Source organism: Rhizobium sp. Root149 (assembly GCF_001427345.1).
Classification (GTDB): domain Bacteria; phylum Pseudomonadota; class Alphaproteobacteria; order Rhizobiales; family Rhizobiaceae; genus Neorhizobium; species Neorhizobium rhizoryzae.
This window is the reverse complement of the sequence record NZ_LMGD01000012.1, coordinates 390,257-406,563: the sequence shown is the minus strand read 5'-3', so window position 1 is coordinate 406,563 and position 16,307 is coordinate 390,257. Positions and strand designations below refer to the sequence as shown.

General features: G+C 57.2%; 12 protein-coding genes and 1 tRNA gene. 6 read left to right on the top strand and 7 right to left on the bottom strand.

All coding sequences use genetic code 11. The annotated features are described in order from the left end of the window. Positions 1 to 103 precede the first annotated feature (103 nt). A complete protein-coding gene (locus tag ASD54_RS08820) occupies positions 104 to 880 on the top strand; it encodes a formyl transferase (RefSeq protein WP_062554214.1) in 777 nt (258 codons plus the stop codon). A gap of 386 nt (positions 881 to 1,266) precedes the next feature. On the opposite strand, the gene ASD54_RS08815 is transcribed toward ASD54_RS08820, so the two are convergent. Further along, entirely contained in the window at positions 1,267 to 2,154 is an 888-nt protein-coding gene (locus tag ASD54_RS08815; RefSeq protein ID WP_062554213.1) for a LysR family transcriptional regulator, read from the bottom strand. A gap of 180 nt (positions 2,155 to 2,334) precedes the next feature. On the opposite strand from ASD54_RS08815, the gene ASD54_RS08810 reads away from it, so the two are divergent. Then, a complete protein-coding gene (locus ASD54_RS08810) occupies positions 2,335 to 2,526 on the top strand; it encodes a hypothetical protein (RefSeq protein WP_156379139.1) in 192 nt (63 codons plus the stop codon). A gap of 162 nt (positions 2,527 to 2,688) precedes the next feature. Next, the gene (locus ASD54_RS08805) at positions 2,689 to 3,711 is read left to right on the top strand and encodes a GlxA family transcriptional regulator (RefSeq protein ID WP_062554211.1); all 1,023 of its coding nucleotides are present in this window, start codon (positions 2,689 to 2,691) and stop codon (positions 3,709 to 3,711) included. Between the two features lie 64 nt (positions 3,712 to 3,775). Here ASD54_RS08805 and ASD54_RS08800 read toward each other — a convergent pair whose 3' ends face one another. From ASD54_RS08800 to ASD54_RS08790, 3 genes are all read right to left on the bottom strand, one after another. Next, entirely contained in the window at positions 3,776 to 4,612 is an 837-nt protein-coding gene (locus ASD54_RS08800) for a response regulator (RefSeq protein WP_062554210.1), read from the bottom strand. A 146-nt stretch (positions 4,613 to 4,758) separates the two neighbouring features. Beyond that, positions 4,759 to 7,272 (bottom strand): FAD-dependent oxidoreductase, encoded by a 2,514-nt coding sequence (locus ASD54_RS08795; RefSeq protein ID WP_062554209.1) that lies wholly within the window; start codon positions 7,270 to 7,272, stop codon positions 4,759 to 4,761. A gap of 147 nt (positions 7,273 to 7,419) precedes the next feature. Continuing rightward, positions 7,420 to 9,882 (bottom strand): mechanosensitive ion channel family protein, encoded by a 2,463-nt coding sequence (locus ASD54_RS08790; RefSeq protein ID WP_156379138.1) that lies wholly within the window; start codon positions 9,880 to 9,882, stop codon positions 7,420 to 7,422. Positions 9,883 to 10,119: 237 nt separating this feature from the next. Between ASD54_RS08790 and ASD54_RS08785 the strand changes: the two genes are divergently transcribed. Beyond that, on the top strand, positions 10,120 to 10,371 hold the full coding sequence (locus ASD54_RS08785) for a GlsB/YeaQ/YmgE family stress response membrane protein (RefSeq protein WP_062554207.1): 252 nt from the start codon (positions 10,120 to 10,122) through the stop codon (positions 10,369 to 10,371). A gap of 168 nt (positions 10,372 to 10,539) precedes the next feature. On the opposite strand, the gene ASD54_RS08780 is transcribed toward ASD54_RS08785, so the two are convergent. Continuing rightward, positions 10,540 to 11,031, bottom strand: coding sequence for a heme-degrading domain-containing protein (locus tag ASD54_RS08780; RefSeq protein ID WP_062554206.1), 492 nt, complete (start codon positions 11,029 to 11,031; stop codon positions 10,540 to 10,542). A 239-nt stretch (positions 11,032 to 11,270) separates the two neighbouring features. Between ASD54_RS08780 and ASD54_RS08775 the strand changes: the two genes are divergently transcribed. Next, positions 11,271 to 11,346 (top strand) — tRNA-Lys (locus ASD54_RS08775). 309 nt (positions 11,347 to 11,655) lie between these two features. On the opposite strand, the gene ASD54_RS08770 is transcribed toward ASD54_RS08775, so the two are convergent. Together ASD54_RS08770 and ASD54_RS08765 are read right to left on the bottom strand one after the other, a co-directional pair. Continuing rightward, a complete protein-coding gene (locus ASD54_RS08770) occupies positions 11,656 to 11,919 on the bottom strand; it encodes a DUF6074 family protein (RefSeq protein WP_062554205.1) in 264 nt (87 codons plus the stop codon). 150 nt (positions 11,920 to 12,069) lie between these two features. Further along, positions 12,070 to 12,732 carry a thermonuclease family protein gene (locus tag ASD54_RS08765; protein ID WP_062554204.1) on the bottom strand — a complete coding sequence of 221 codons (663 nt, stop codon included), beginning with the start codon at positions 12,730 to 12,732 and terminating at the stop codon, positions 12,070 to 12,072. A 296-nt stretch (positions 12,733 to 13,028) separates the two neighbouring features. Between ASD54_RS08765 and ASD54_RS08760 the strand changes: the two genes are divergently transcribed. Further along, positions 13,029 to 16,289 (top strand): alpha-1,4-glucan--maltose-1-phosphate maltosyltransferase, encoded by a 3,261-nt coding sequence (locus ASD54_RS08760; RefSeq protein ID WP_062554764.1) that lies wholly within the window; start codon positions 13,029 to 13,031, stop codon positions 16,287 to 16,289. Positions 16,290 to 16,307 lie beyond the last annotated feature (18 nt).

Here is a 16,307-nt window from a genome sequence, read left to right as displayed (position 1 = left end):
CAGATATTCCGTAAGCCATCCTTTCGTCGTTAACGATATGTTTGACGGATAGCACCATCGTCGCTTGCACATCCCTTCGACATTCACATGAGCGGAAGATCTGATGACGGCGCCGAACCCTGCGAGACTCGTTGTATTGACTGCGGGCGGCCTCAATCCGCAGGTCATGATCAACGCTCTCCACGCCCACTTTCCCAACCTGACCGTGATTCAAGAGAATTACGAGAGCAAGACCGATGTCCTGAAGCGACGTGCGCGGCGGCTGGGCTGGCTGCAGGCAGTTGGGCAATTGGGTACCATGATCGTATCCCGCCTGGGCAAGCGCATCACACAGAAACGGACCGAAGAAATCATCGAGCAATACGGCCTGATATCCCAGCCGTTATCGACCGTGCCTGTAACGCGTGTCTCATCCCTCAACGATCCGGATGCGCACGCCGCCATCCTCCGCGCAAAGCCTGATCTCCTCTTTTCGATCTCTTGTCGGCTCCTGTCTCGCAACACACTGGCGGCCATTCCCTGCCCCATCGTCAATTTCCACGCCGGAATAAACCCGAACTATCGCGGGCAGATGGGAGGGTACTGGGCACGCGTGGAGAATGACGAGAGTAATTTTGGAGCGACCCTCCACTATGTGGATCCAGGAACGGATACTGGCGATACGCTCGCCGAGGTTCGGGTAAGACCGGCAGCAGACGATACGATCTCGACCTACCCCTTGCTGCTCACCGCCGCCAGTATCGATCCTACGGTACAAACATTGACCTCGGTCCTTGATGGCACCGCGAAGCCTTACGCGCCATCCGGTCCTTCCCGCCTGCGTTTTCCGCCGCCCCTATGGACATATCTTTTCAATGGCGTGACCAAATCAATCTGGTAAGACTCTCAAACTCGCAAAATTTTGCAGCCGGTTGTCAAACTTGATCCAGGTCAGTCTCAGGCAGGTTGCAGGGAGTATAGGGATAGTCAGGCAGAACGCCTATCCACGCTGTCGAACACCGCATGATGTGGGGTGACGACATATATTTGAGGCTTTTAGAAATGCATTATGACTGGACTGGAAATGACCATCGTCGGCGTGTGCTGTTTCGCCTCGGCTGGGCCTTTGTATCCGTTACCGCCGTCTTTTCCGTGGCGATTTTTCACTACACGTGACGGACAGGTCCGCAGCATAGTCAAGCTCTCGTGATGGAATAACGACGTCCGGAGCATTTTCGGTCGCTAAAGTCGAGAATGCTCCGAAATGTCATCCTCATGTAGAGAGCGTCAGGCGTTCAACTGGGCATAAGATTCGCGGATTGAATCTGCCACCGCTTTGGCCGGAATGGAGAGGTCCGGCACCACGACCATTCTGACATCGAATGACATCAGTTCTGGAAGCCCCTCCTTTGGCCCCAGGATAGCCATCTCATCCGAGACATAGGACCGAGCCATCGGAGCAATCGCAAGATCGGAAACGATGGCGGCACGTTGGGCCATCGTATTCGCGCTCAAATAGGCAATCCGATACGGGCGCTTCATATCTTCGAGCCTGTTCAGCGCCTCCTGCCTCCAGAGGCAACCATCTTCCCAGATCGATAGTGGCAATGGGTCACGCATATGTGCCGTTCCGCACTTTGCCCCGACCCAGACAAGCTTGTCCTCGAATACAACCTCCCCTTCAGTCAGCAGAGGACGCCAGACGCTGTTCATCAACACGAGATCGAAGCGCTGCTCCTCCATCTGGCGACGAAGCCGCACACTCCCATCGACCGTGACATCGACCATGATGCCGGGGAATTTCGAGGCAAAGTTCTTCAAAATGCCCGGCAGCAAACGCTCCGCAATGTCGTCCGGCGCGCCAAGCCGGACCACGCCGGAAAGCTCCGGCATGATGAAGCGAGATACTGCCTCATTGGAGAGAGCGATCAGCCGCCGCGCATAGGTCAGCAAGACCTCGCCCTGAGGCGTCAGCGCAACGGACCGCGCATCCCTCAGAAAAAGCGTAGTCCCCAGTTGGTCTTCCAGCTTCTTGATCTGCATCGAGACTGCAGAAGGCGTTCGCAGAACAACTTCAGCCGCAGTCGAAAAATTTCCGGTATCCGCAATCGCGACAAACGTTCTCATCACATCGTTATCGAGAAGCGGCAGGGATGCACGGAACGGCCCGTTCATTATGATAACTTTCAGAAATTCTGATATTAATAATGATATCATTTCAAGCGGCTGATAGTCAATTCGATCATTTCTGGGGCCAACATCACGATTTTTGATGGGTTGGATGAAAACAATCAAATTGTAGAAAGCATTTAATAAGCGCATCCTTCCATTGCATAGCCGGAAAGGAGCATGATCATGGCTTTCGCAGGTTCACACTCAGCATCATCATTGATAACCGCAAACCGCGTAAGCGGTAGTTTTCTGGCGTCGGTCATAGGCAAGGCCTCGGAATTGATCGCGGCCCATAGAAAGCGCAAGGCGCTTGCCATTCTTGAAGCGCTGCCAATGGACGTCCGCAAGGATATTGGCTGGCAAACGGGCAACTGAGACAGAGTTTAATCGGAATGCCTTTCAAATATGCAGGAGGATGAGGCTGTCTTTCATGCGACATCTTGCATGTCGCAAATGAATGTATCAATGTCGGATTGAGCACATTCAAGGCAGCCTCTTTCACGCGAGGAATAGACGCCTTGCCACGGAGCCCCTGCAATGACCATCAAGCCACCGGTCAAAAAACGTACGCTGGTTTTCTTCCTGATCCCGGAATTTACACTTCTTCCGTTTTCTGCGGCGGTCGAAACCCTTCGGATTGCCAACAGGATGTTGGGATACAAAGCCTATGACTGGCGCCTGACCTCCGCTGATGGACAAAAGGTCTACTCCTCGAGCGGCATTGCATTGGAAGTCGATTCTTCGCTGGCCGACGAGCGACGCAACCTGAGCGGCGAGCAGCGACCGAGCATGGTGTTGATCTGTTCCGGCATCAATGTCGAGAGCTTCAACAATAAATCCGTCTTCGCTTTCCTGCGAGAAACCTACAATCGGGGCGTTTCCGTTGGCAGCCTCTGTACGGGCGCCCATGTGCTGGCGCAGGCCGGTCTGTTGAACGGCAAGCGATGCGCCATCCATTGGGAAAACCTGCCCGGCTTTGCCGAAGCCTTTCCCCAGGCCGAAGTCTATGCCGATCTCTATGAGGTCGATGGCAATCTCTACACCTGCGCAGGCGGAACGGCCTCGCTGGATATGATGCTGAACCTGATTGGCCAGGACTTCGGCGAGACACTGGTCAACCGGGTTTGCGAACAACAACTGACGGATCGCGTCAGAAACCCGCACGACCGTCAGCGGCTTCCCTTGCGCGCGCGACTGGGTGTGCAAAACAACAAGGTTCTGCAGATCATCGAACTGATGGAGAGCAATCTTTCGGAACCATTGTCGCTCATTGATATCGCCGACAGTGTTGACCTTTCACGCCGGCAGATCGAGCGCCTGTTCAGCCAGGAAATGGGACGTTCCCCTGCCCGCTACTATCTGGAAATCCGCCTCGACCGCGCAAGGCATCTTCTGGTTCAATCCTCGATGCCCATCGTGGAAGTGGCCGTGGCCTGCGGATTCGTGTCAGCATCGCATTTTTCGAAATGCTACCGTGAGGTCTATAACCGCTCGCCGCAGCAGGAACGCGCGGAACGCAAGCTGGTGTCGAATACGCCGCGAACACTGGTTCCGGCTTGAGATTACATGAAAATGGCCGCACCTCCCGGTACGGCCATCTCTTAAACCTTATCCTGCCGAACTATCAGGCGGCGCTGCGGCGCGCGGCAGCCTGGTGGGACTTGATCTGCAAAAGCGTGTCGAGGTTCTGGTTTACGCGGCAATAGAATTCTTCGTCGATGAACGGCCTCAACATGAAGTCGTTGCCGCCAGCCTTCAGGAAGCGGGCCGATAGCAGGCGGTCCGTCGAGGACGACACGCCGATGATGCGCAATTCGTGGGAGCCACGGACGGAGCGGATGCGCCGGGCCAGTTCGAACCCATCGATGTCGGGCATGTTATAGTCTGTCACAACCAGACCGATATCCGGGTTCTTCTTCAGAATATCGATGGCCTTGGATCCGCTTTCGGCAACACTGACGCGGAAATTGTAACGCTTGAGGCGGGTCGAGAGGAGTGCGCGCGCTGTCGGACTGTCATCCACGATCAGCACATGGTGACGATGGTTCGTCAGGAAGCGGCAAACGGATTCAACAAGCATTTCGACCGCGAAGACATTGTCTTTCAGAATGTAGTCGACGATGTCCTTCGCCAGCAGTTTCTCACGTGTGTGCTCCTGGAAGGTGCCGGTGAAGACAATGGTTGGAATGTTGAGATCGACGAGATAGTTCAGCGCCTCGCCGTTTTCGGCGCCTGGCAGATTGATGTTGGATATCGCGAGGGTGACAGGCACATCCGACAACTCGTTTGCCATCATGAGATCTTCATAGGTCCGGCAGATCTCCGCATCGATCCCGAAGATTTCCTTCAGACGCTGACGGATCATGGACGTGAAGACGTTCGAGTCCTCGGCAACAATGATTCGAGCATCCGGAAACTGCTCGCCCGTATACTGCATCCCGGATACGCCCAGATAAGTCATTGTTTGCCCCCTAGCTCCTTGACTTTGAGTAGGCTAAAGCATCGGGACTTGAAGAAACATTAAGCGCGCAAGACCAGCGGCGATGAATTCAACAAAAAAGCGGCCTTTGAGGGCCGCTTTCCCGAATATGGTCAATCAATTCTTGATCAGGCGCGCAAGACGGCATTATCCGGATCAAACGGGCTCTCACCAACGACTGCCGCCTCATAGACTGTGCCAAGAATCTTCACTTTCAGCTGGGTACCGAGGTCAGAGTGAGACGGCTTCAGCATGGCAAGTGCGAGCGATTTTCCGACGCGCCAGCCGTAGCCACCGCTGGTCACGCGCCCTACCAGTTCGCCGGACTGATCGTAGATCGCCTCAGAACCGCGCGCATCGACATCCGTCGTGCCCTTCACCTCCAGAGTGCTGAATACCCACTTCACGCCGTTTTCCTTGTAGGCGACGACAGCGTCCCGGCCTATGAAGCTCTTCTCTGGCTTGATGAAGCGGTCAAGCCCGGATTCATACGCATTGTATTCGATGGAAAGCTCGCGACCCATGTTGCGATAGGACTTCTCGACCGCCATGGAAACCATGGCACGGATACCGAACGGCTTGATGCCGAATTCGGCACCGGCCTCCATCAACTTGTCAAAGATGTAGGCCTGCATCTCGATGGGATGATGCAATTCCCAACCCAATTCACCGACAAAGTTCACGCGTAGCGCATGTGCCGTCGCAACGCCCACGGAGATCTGCTTGCCTGTGAGCCAAGGGAAATCCTTGTTCTCGAGGCTGGTGCGGGTCAGCTTCTTCAACAACTGGCGGGACTTCGGGCCTGCCAGAACCAGAACGCCGTATTTCTGCGTGATCGGCTGAAGAACGACAGAGCCATCCTGCGGAGCAAGACGGTGCAAGAGATCGTGGTCATGCGCCTCCAGGCCGCCGGCAGATACCATGTAGAAGCGTCCTGGTGCCCATTCATAGATCGTGAACTCGGCACGAACTCCGCCCGCAGGCGTCAGGATGTGCGCGAGCGTGATGCGGCCCCGCTTCTTTGGAATGGCGTTGGCGAAGATACTTTCGAGCCAGTTGCGAGCGCCCGGCCCTGAGACTTCGATCTTGGCGAAGGGCGACATATCCAGCACACCGACATTCGTGGTGACATTCTTCACCTCGTTGCCCACATGCTCCCAATAGTTCGACCGGCGGAAAGACCACTTTTCGACGTACCGACCGTCTTCGAGCGGGGCTGCGTAATTGTGGTTGGTGATGACATCCGCGCCGACACCCTTCTCGCTCTCCGGCAGTTCATAACCTTCCGGAGCATACCAGTTTGCGCGTTCCCAGCCGTAGAGCGAACCGAAGACGCCCCCCAGCTTCTTGAGCCGATCGTAGATCGGTGTCGTCTTCAGCGGACGGGCGGCGGCACGCTCCTCATCCGGATAGTGCATGGTGAAGACGTTGGCATAGGCCTCTTCGTTCTTAGCGATAAGATAGCCTTCCGTCGCATAGGGACCGAAACGGCGCGGGTCCACGCCCATTAGATCCACGGTCGGCTCGCCATCCACGATCCACTCGGCCAACTGCCAGCCAGCACCGCCTGCCGCCGTGATACCGAAGGAGTGGCCTTCGTTCAGCCAGAAATTCTTGAGGCCTGGAGCCGGCCCGACAATCGGATTGCCATCGGGCGTGTAGGCGATGGCGCCGTTATAGACCTTCTTGATGCCCACTTCGCCGAAGGCCGGCACACGGGCAATTGCCGTTTCGATGTGCGGCATCAGGCGGTCGAGATCTTCCTGAAACAGTTCGTATTCGCTCTGGTCGGAAGGACCATCGACATAACAGACCGGAGCACCCACCTCGTAAGGTCCGAGGATGAGGCCACCCGCCTCCTCGCGCATATACCAGGCGGAATCGGATTCGCGCAAAACCCCCATTTCCGGCAGGCCTTGCTTGCGCCGCTCCTGGATGGCCGGATGCGGTTCTGTGACAATGTACTGGTGCTCGACCGGAATGACCGGAATGTTGATGCCGACCATCTCACCCGTCTTGCGAGCAAACGAGCCGGTGCAGGAGATGATGTGCTCGGCGGTGATTTCACCCTTGTCGGTCGTCACCTTCCATAGGCCATCCGCCTGCTGCTCGATACCCGTGACGGTCGTGTTGCGGTAGATCGTGGCACCGCGATCACGCGCGCCCTTGGCAAGTGCCTGTGTCAGATCTGCTGGCTGGATGTAGCCGTCGTCCGGATGCTGGATTGCACCGAGCAACCCCTCGGTCTCACAGAGGGGCCATACCTCCTTCACCTGTTCCGGTGTCAGGATGTTGACCTTGACCCCGATCGTTTCGGCAATGCCCGCATAATACATGTACTCGTCCCAGCGATCCTTTGTCCGGGCGAGACGAATGTTGGAGACTTTCGCAAAACCGACATTCATGCCGGTCTCTTCCTGCAGCTCCTCGTAGAAACGGACCGAATACTTGTGCAGCTGGCCGACCGAGTAGGACAGGTTGAACAGAGGCAGCAGACCGGCGGCGTGCCAGGTGGAGCCGGACGTCAGCTCCTTCCGCTCGATGAGAACGACATCGCTCCAGCCCTTCTTTGCCAGATGATAGAGCGTCGAAACGCCGACAACGCCGCCACCGACGACGACTGCCCTCGCATGTGTTTTCATCGAAAAACCCCTCTGATGAGACCCGGACACAAAGCGTATTCTCCGGGCCAAATTGCATGGGCCGACTATGCAATCTGAGGCGCGTCGCCAAACGCCTGTTTACGACATGCGTACGGCTTGCCGCGACGCCTTCAAACTTTCCATTTGTCAGCTTGCAGACGCATCCCCGGCTTCTCGATCGTGCACATCCTTGGGGTCGTACTGCTTTTCTTTTTCCGAGGCTGGCGCTCGCATCGTGTAGAGCGTGCCATGAACGTTGATGTCCTGCTTGGCGTAGGGAATTTCGATCCCCTCGTCTTCGAAGCGTCGCAGGATTTCGGCACGCAGCGCGTTCCTGATATTCATACCATCGCTGATATCAGCGACATGGAAACGCAATTCGAAGTCAAGCGACGAAGCCCCGAAGCGCAAGAACTCCACGTGTGGCTCAGGATTGCGCAGGATCTGCGGTACGGCTCCGGCAAGTTCCAGCAACAGTTCAATGACACGTCGCGGATCCGTTCCATAGGCAACGCCGACGGGAATTTCGGAACGCTGCATGCGGTTGCGGTGCGTCCAGTTACCCACGGCCGCATTAATGAGATCGGAGTTCGGCACGATGATCGATTGCTTACGGAACGTCTCGATCTCGGTTGCGCGAACCGATATGCGCTTTACGATACCTTCGGTCGTGCCAGTAATGATGTGGTCGCCGACCTTGAAGGGGCGTTCGACCAAGAGAATGAGGCCTGACACAAAGTTCGAGACAATGTTCTGGAGACCGAAACCGATACCAACCGAAAGCGCAGAGGCAACAAGCGCAAGGCTCGACAGATCGATCCCGGCGGCGGACACGCCGATCACCACGGCCAGGCCCATGCCGAGATAACCGATACCCGTTTTGACGGAGTTGCGAACCCCGGCATCGACCTGGCTTCGCGCCATCACGTTCCGGTCGATCCAGCGCTGCGCGAACCGCGTCACCAGATAGCCAGCCATGAACAGCAGGACACCGACAAGAATTCCGATCAGTGAGATATTGATGTTGCCGATCGAAATCTGCGTCAACAGACGGATGGCGGCGGCCTTGATGTCCTGTGTCTGGAAACCCCAGGTCAACAGAATGACGGGGACAACGAGAATGACCGAAAAGGCATAGATGCTGAGCCCCGCCACCAGCCCGATCTGGTCGAGCATGATCTCATTGCTCTTGAAACGCGCAGCGACATACTTGCCGACAGAGGTGCTGGCAAAAGCGCCCTGCTTGCCCACAGCCTTGCCCGACAGGATGCCGATGTATCCCGTAGCGACCAATGCGCCTGTGAGCACGATCTGTGTGGAGAAGAAGCGCGCCAGCCCGACATAGCCGGAAAGCGCCGCCAGAAGAAGCGCGATGCCGAGCGCCCTCAGAGCGAGCGGAAACCCTCTGGGCCACGAGCGACCGGGTGCATCGGGATCCTTGTCCTCGGCCAACACCGGCTTGAGGAATGACATCGCCAGCAGGATGACGCCGATGAGGACCGACGCAATCAGGCTCTTGGCGATGGACAGTACGACCGGCGAGTTCAACACTTCGCTGACTTCGGTCAATGCGAAATCAAGCCCATTGATCAAAGCCATCGCGAGGATCAGCCAGAACAGGACTTTGGCACCCCTGTTCGAAACGCGGATAAGTCGCCAGTGCGGATGTTCTGGCCCTAGCACGAGATAGCTCAGGCGGGCAACGAAGACGACCACCCAGATGAAGCCGAGGAACGTGCCGACCAGAGGACGAATATCAGGCCGGAGAACGCCGAAACTGTCCATGAAGAAGAATGTCGACAGCATGAAAGCCGTCAGCGAAAAAGTCTGCAAGACAAGTGACCAGAAGGCAAAGGACAGGCGCGTGATATAGGGCGGATTATCGATCGCCGGATCGCGCTTGACCATCTTTCCCAGCATGCGGTAGCCGCCTGCGAGGAAGAACAGCGCGGCACCGATCGACAGGAAGACGGCGCTTAACAGCTGCAGCTTCTTGAACTTCCAGGCGAAGCTCAGCCAGCTCGCCATCGTTTCCCGAAACGTTTCGACCTCATGCCAGAAGGTGGAGCCCGCATCGGCCAGCATACCCCAGGAGAGATCCGTATGCTTGAGCAGCGCATCGGAAAACAGCCTGCGGCGCTGCTCGGTAATCTTGGCAGAGAGTTCCTTTGCGCCATTCGAGATCTGCCCGAGTTCGCTGGAGAAAGCGGTCAGTTCCCCCCTCTCCGCCGCAAGCCGGTTGCGCTCCTCAGTGACAACCGCCGCTTCCGGTGGTTGCCCTTCCTGCGGCGGCTCTCCCAGTTCCTTCACACGCGCATTGATCTGATCAAGCCGCTGCTTGAGACCACCCAGATGTTCGCTGAGCCGCGCGACAAGATCATCCGCCTGAGCCTTCAGCTCGGCAAGCTGCATGTCATCGACGCCCTGCGCGTTGGAACGCGCCGAAATCGATCCCAGCACTTTCTTCGCTTCGGTGATCGTCGCCTGGGTCTTGGATTGTGGCGCAGCATTCGTGCCAGCAGCGGCCGCGGGTGCTGCTTCGGGCGCGCTTTGTGCCCAGGAGCCGGACGGGCTGCCGACAAGCGCTAGGGTCACTAACGCTACGGCCACGAGGCCCCGGAAAGCGTTTCTGCAAGATCTCTCATTCAGCCGCAATGGTGCAAACCTCGAAAAACAGGATGGCGGAAGCGTTACTGCTCATCGGTAGGAACAGGAACTCGTCTGATTCGCAATGGACCGCTCACAAAGCCAAAGCAACGGGCAGAACTAAGGCACAGACAAACCAGGGAACAAATTCAATCACAAGCCGTTGACCGGCCATCGAACATCGAAATGAGGGTAAGGTCCATGGAAAACGCAGGTATCGGCTGGCTCGCAGCGATCATCATCGGCGGCATCGCCGGTTGGTTGGCAGAACAGTTCATGAAGAGCAATATGGGCGTTCTGATGAACATCCTGCTCGGTATCGTCGGCGCAATTGTTGCCAACGCAATCCTCGGCTTATTCGGCGTCGTGCTTGGTGGCTGGATCGGTTACTTGATCGCAGGCTTCATTGGCGCCTGCATTCTCATCGCCGTTGGCCGTGCCATCAGGCGATAGGCAGCGGCTTGATACTGATCTGACTTGAAGGCCGGGCACAATGTCCGGCCTTTTCCATTGGTGGCTAAAGCATGTCGCGCAAAAGTGTGCAGCGGTTTTGCGACAACGACATGCGATGAAGCAAAGCGATAAAGCGCCAGGTGCGACCCTGAAAGAGCGCGACGCGCTTTAGGGCAATTTCGGGATATCGTCCCAAACGCCACGTTCCAGAGCGAGACCCTCGACTGCGAGATTATGGTCTTCCCGTTGCGGCAATCCTGAAATGGTCACCGCGCCGATACAGCCTACCCCCGATACCCTGATGGGAATGCAGCCACCATGAGGCGCAAAATCTGCAACAGGCAGGCCCCACTTGCTTTCAAGTGTTGCTTGCTGCTGCGCCAGATCAAGACCGATCGCATAGCTTGAACGGTGAAATCTCAAAACAAGATTGCGCTTGCGGCGGATCCAGTGCTCGAAGTCCGGCTTACCGCCCGGCAGGCTGGTGAAGAAGGCCTGCATCCCGTTGATGTGAACATCAATGGCCAGGACATGAGACCGTGCCGAGGCAATGTCTCGCAACCGCGACCCCAGCGACCAGGCGCGCGCGAGATCGAAGCGGTCAAACTCCAGCAGTTTTTCCTGACTGGCGATAATCTCGAGATCGTTTTGTGTCGTCATATGCATGCTCTCCTGTTGCAACGAACAGTAAGGCAGCCACAGACAATTTTCGATGGGATGAAATTGCATTTTTTCTTCGGGTCAAGAATCCCGGATTCTCAGGCGTTTTGACGATCTCCCTCCATTTTTCTGCAAGCTGCATCCAACTTTTTTCAAAAGGGCGCTAGACAAGGTCAAAAGACCTCTTTATACGCCCCCTCACACCAGCGGCGCACACAACACCAAGCGCTGACGGGGATGGGTGATTAGCTCAGTTGGTAGAGCAGCTGACTCTTAATCAGCGGGTCGTAGGTTCGAGCCCTACATCACCCACCAGACATTTCAAACACTTACGCTGATACTGAATTGGTTGGTTTCCTACTAGCGGGAAACCTTTGCGACTTCGCTTTGCGTTCTCGCTCCACGAAGAACACGCAGTCCCTTCATAGGTCTGGCTTATTTTTCCATACCCCGTTTGACACGCAGCTTACATGCATGCTCGACCCGTTGTGGACTACAGGAAGAGCCTGATGTGTCTCGGAGTCAACTTTATTGCGACTGCTGAAAACAAAAAGCGCACGGCAGCCTGACAGGTCTGCTTTCATGCGCTTTCGTCGATGCTCAAAGAGCAGCGTGTATTGAGGCTTAAGCGCGGGCGTCCACTGCGGCCTGGTCAACCTCTTCCAGGAACAGGCGCTGCAACTCCGTCTGCACAGCATTCATGAAAAGACCCGCTTGATGGGAAACCTCTTCCGCAGAGGTGCCGAGCCGCGAGAGACGGGCAGAGAAATCGGCCATCTGGCTGCGCCAGTAGCGATTGGCTTCCTCGCCATGAAGGTTCAGCAGAACCTGAGCACAACGCCGTATATCCGCCATCCGCCGGTCGGCGGGAAAATGTGCAAGCGTCATGACCTCTCCTGTACGCGAAACGCCCGAATCAACTGAATTACCTGCACACAATCGCCTGAAGTGGTTCTCAAATTCTAAACACGGTCACCTCATTTGAAGTGATGTATCGCTGCGGGACGCTTAGCCGCGCCGAGTTGACCTCACGTGACGTCAACACCAGGGCTTGGAGGTTTCCGTTACGCGATGCACAACCCCTTCCCTCACGAGTTGTTGACCGATCGATGAACCGTTGCGCATGACGACACGCAATTGTCGTCCGGCGCCATCTTCGTTCTTGTTCGGCCAGTCCGTCAGTTCGAACGGCCCGGCATTCAAGAGGTCACGCAGCCGAACCTTGGCAGCGAAACCCTTGGAGCGCTCCTGCGGGCAAGCCGCATCTTCCGTGCGCGGCGCCGACACATCCGCCAGCCGGATCTGCTGCTTGCGGAACCAGAAGGTGGCGCCATCGACAACGCAGTTATCAAGGCCGGAGGTGCCACAAAAATAGAAGGTTCCGCTGAAGCTTTTGCCGACCAGATCGGCCGGCACGACCTTTGCCAGTTCGCCTGCTGGCTTTACGGTCGGCGCTGGAATATTGGCTGGCGGGATCGGTCCACTGGCATCCTTGCCAGATGAGTTCGCAGGCGCACTTGCAGGCTTCAAGTTCCAGGACGCCGGAAGCCAGCGCCGGACCGTCTGCATGTTTTCGGAGACGGCGATCCCGCCACCGACCACCGCCAGCGCCGCGACCCAAGGCCACAAGGCACCACGCGCTTTGGAGCCGGTACTGGATTTGCGACGCTTGCGGCGTGCCTTGCCTGATGCAGCGGCCATGGTTTGCACCTCACAACTTGAAACATGTGCCTCGGACCATAGCGAAACAGGTCTCACGGTTTCGTTAAGGGCGTCTTTACCCTGTTCCCGGCCGTGGCCGAAACCGCAATCGGAACTGCGCCATCCACAGCTTGTTCGGCGGCCAATGATGGATCGAGTGAAAGGGCGCACGCCCAAGACCCGCCATCCAGTGCGGCCTGAGGCGTGCACTGATGTTGCTGTCCGTTGCCAAAAATCCCAAGGAACAAGCCGGAAGCCGCAACGTTAGGCCCCCAGTCAATACGGTAGGCGGCACCATGCAATTGAATACGGCATCCTCTTCCCAGTCTCTTCAGGCTCAGACTGAAACCTCGGCACACAAGGGTCCTTCGAGGATTTACTATGTCCACCCCTTGGCGCTCCACGGTCTGGATCAGTGGCGGGAAATATTCGCTCATGCCGCCGAGCTGGGATTTGATACCGTACTTTCGGCACCGCTCTCCCAACGAGCCCAGAGCGGCAGTGTTTTTGTATCCAGTGACCTGGACGCTGCTGACGGCCTACTGGGGCTGCCAACGGATCTGAAGCAGGCAGTGAGCGAACTGACAAGCATGGCGCGCGCGGAAGGCCTGCGTTTCATGATGGATATCGTGCCAGACCGTATCGCTGCCCCGTTCAGCGAGGCTGCCCCCGTCTCGGATCCACGCCTGTCTCCGCTGACAGCCGGCGGACAATCGATCTCCTCACTGGCAGCAGACGCGCAGGAACAGCACATTCGGCGCTGGGAAGATCGGATTGGTGCCCTCGTGGAAAGCGGAATCTCAGGATTCCGCTGCCTCGGCCTGAACCGCCTCCCTCTATCGGTATGGAACCGACTGACGGTGGCTGGCGAAAACGCCGATTTTCTCGCATGGACGCCCGGAACTGATTTTGCACTGCGTCAGCAGCTTGCGGACGAAAAGTTTGCGGGCTGCTTTTCATCGTTCGCATGGTGGGATCTTCAAGAGCGCTGGTTTCTTGAGGAGTATGCCCTTCAGCGGACCCTCGGTGCTCAGATTGCCTTTCCCGAGGCACCCTATGGCAAACGCGTAGCGCACGGCATCGATAGTGTCGAAATCCGCCTGCGCCGCGCGAGGCTTCGTCTTTCGCTTGCTGAGACCATTGGCCAAGGACTGATGATCCCCATGGGTTTCGAATTCGGAGACCCCGTGCCTCTGGATCCGACCTATGGTTCAGGTCAAGGTTTGCGGCGGCTCAAAGCGGCTTCCAGTTATGACTTGCGAAGCGACATTCGTGATGCAAATCAGATGCTTGAACAGCGGAAACCAGCTCCAGCACCCTACCTGCATCTCGTTTCAACCGGCAAAAGCCAGACGCTGGCCCTCCTCCAGTCGGATCAGGAAGATCTTCGCGTCTCGAGCCGCGTCAGCGTCATGCTGGCGAACACCGATTTCCGCCGCCCGGCAAAGGCACCGCTTGGCGCCGTTCAGGAAGCAGCTTCAGGCTTCCTGCCGCTCCGAGACGCAAGCAATTCGACCATCGAGGCGGCGCAGCTGAAACTGCTGAAGCCCGCTGAGCTTCGCATTCTGGAAGGACACACATCGCAATCGATAACGGGTGTCCTGAACGTTGCAGAGGCTGCCGAGGCGGCACGAAGCCCGCGCCTTGCGATCGAAAACATCACGCCGACGGTGGATGGAGGTCGGTTCCCCATCAAGCGCATTGCGGGCGAGACCATCACCGTCGAAGCCGATCTCTTCGGCGATGGGCATGACCCGATCTCTGCTGCGCTTTTCTGGCGTGCCGCCGATGAAGAAAGCTGGACAGAGGTTCCCATGCGCCTCGTCCTTAACGACCGTTGGCAGGCAGAGTTCGCCCCGCAGCGCATGGGCCGGCATGAATTCGCGGTTGAGACTTGGAGAAACCCGTTTCAGATCTTCCGGTATGAGTTCGGCAAAAAGCACGAAGCGCGGCTGGATCTGAAGCTCGAAATTCAGGAGGGAATACTTCTGGTGAAATCGGCCCGGGACCGCGCGGAGGGTAGCTTGCGGCAGGATCTGGAAGATGTGGCAGCCAAGCTGAACGAAGGGAATGAACAGGTCCGGACTTCCATTCTACTGGCACCTGACACTGCTGAACTGATGGCAAAGGCAGATAGCCGGCCTCACCGTATTCGCTCTGTGCCGATGCCTGTAGAGGTGGAACGGAAAGGCGCAGCGTTCGCGAGCTGGTATCAGATCTTCCCCCGCTCACAGAGTGGAGATCCCAATCGCCACGGCACATTCGACGACGTGATCAAGCGTCTGCCTGCCATCCGGGACATGGGCTTCGACGTTCTTTATTTTCCGCCCATTCACCCGATCGGAAAGACCAACCGCAAAGGGCGGAATAACTCGCTGATCGCGGGACCGAACGACCCCGGCAGCCCTTACGGCATCGGCTCGGAGGCTGGTGGTCATGATGCGATCCACCCGGAACTCGGTACCTTCGAGGACTTTCGACGGTTGGTGGAGGAAGCCAGGCGTCATGGTCTGGAAATCGCGCTTGATCTGGCCATTCAGGCCTCCCCCGACCACCCTTGGCTGAAGGAGCATCCAGGCTGGTTCGACTGGCGGCCGGACGGCACCGTGCGCTATGCCGAGAACCCGCCGAAGAAGTACGAGGACATCGTCAATGTCGATTTCTACGCAAAGGACGCGGTGCCGGGCCTGTGGATCGAACTGCGCGATGTCGTGCAGAAGTGGGTTGATCAGGGCGTCAAGCTGTTCCGCGTCGATAACCCACACACAAAGCCCTTTCCCTTCTGGGAATGGCTGATCGCCGATATTCGCAACCGGCACCCAGACGTCATCTTCCTGTCGGAGGCGTTTACGCGCCCCAAGGTCATGTACCGGCTGGCGAAGGTCGGCTTCTCACAGTCCTACACCTACTTCACCTGGCGCAACACGAAGTGGGAGCTGGAGACCTACATGCGCGAGATTACGACGGAAGCGCCAAAGGATTTCTTCCGCCCCCACTTCTTCGTCAACACGCATGATATCAATCCGGACTTTCTGCAGAACGCCCCGCGTCCTGCCTATCTCATCCGTGCGGCGCTGGCTGCGACTCTCTCAGGTCTCTGGGGCGTCTATAACGGGTTCGAGCTTTGCGAAGGCCGCCCCGACGTAAAACGCAAGGAGTATGCGGATTCGGAGAAATACGAGATCCGCGCCTGGGATTACGATCGACCCGGCAACATTAAAGGCGAGATCGCACTGCTGAACCGCATCCGTCGCGAAAACCCGGCTCTGCATTCCCATCTCGGCCTACGCCAGCTGATCGCGTTCAACGACAACATCATCTTCTATGAGAAGTCGAACCCGTCCCGAGACAACGTCCTGCTGATTGGGGTGAGCCTCGATCCACACCATGCGCAGGAGGCAGATGTAGAGATACCGCTTTGGGCATGGAACCTACCGGACCATGGCACGCTTAACCTGGAAGATCTGATCGGCGGTCAGAAATTTTCGCTGACCGGTAAGTGGCAACGTCTGCGGCTGGAGCCGCATTTGCCCTTCTCGATCTGGCGCGTGCGATAGGAACAGGGAGCGTAACCG